General features: G+C 35.0%; 1 protein-coding gene. It reads right to left on the bottom strand.

All coding sequences use genetic code 11. From position 1 onward, the window contains the following. A partial coding sequence (gene istA, locus ON15_RS07105; protein ID WP_010580800.1) for an IS21 family transposase occupies positions 1-806 on the bottom strand: 806 nt, incomplete at both ends.

Here is an 806-nt window from a genome sequence, read left to right as displayed (position 1 = left end):
TTATGTGAGCGAATCTCAACACCCTTAAAGAAAATATGAACTGATTTTTGGTCTTCTGTTACTTTGATTTGAACTTCTTTTCCGATATAATCAAGAGGAACAGAGTATTGATGGTTCCTAAATCTGATCATGGCATCTTTTGATACTTTACGAGTTTGGACACTAGAAAAGTATCGTGTAAGATCTGGATTGATGGGCTGGAGATGCTCTTTTTCTTTTTTCCATTCTTCTTCAGGAATTTTATTATTTCCTTGAGATTTCTCATGATTAAGTCTGATACATAAATCATCAATAAAACTTGCCAAATCATTCAACGTTTCAAATTCTCTATCGTAGGGTTTAAGACGGTTCATTGTGCGAGCCAAAGCTTCCACACAACCCTTGGTCTGAGGCCTGAATGGTCGGCAGGCTATTGGATGAAATCCTGCATCGTGGGCAAATGAAAGAAAACGATCATTAAAATGATGATGTTCAAAAGTACTTGTTTGATGATCAACTACTGTTGCCATATTATCAAACCAAATTTCCTTTGGGACACCCTTCATAAAGTTAAAAGCTTCGGTCAAGCATTCAAAAAGGGTATCTTGCTTTTGGTCAAGTGTCAATTTAATAAATTTTCTTTTTGAATATGGTAATACATAAAGAAAAATGCTGAATATGTGTTCAACGTTGTTTTTGTCATGCATTAGTACTTTTTCTTTCCAATCAACTTGGGCGCTAAGACCAATTGTATGTTCAACACGTGTTGTAGCTTTCTTGATTTCTTTTTTCTTGTAGTGCCTGCAGTAATCTTTAACGATTGTATA

This window comes from Liquorilactobacillus vini DSM 20605 (assembly GCF_000255495.1).
Lineage (GTDB): Bacteria > Bacillota > Bacilli > Lactobacillales > Lactobacillaceae > Liquorilactobacillus > Liquorilactobacillus vini.
This window is presented reverse-complemented; position numbering and strand designations above follow the sequence as displayed.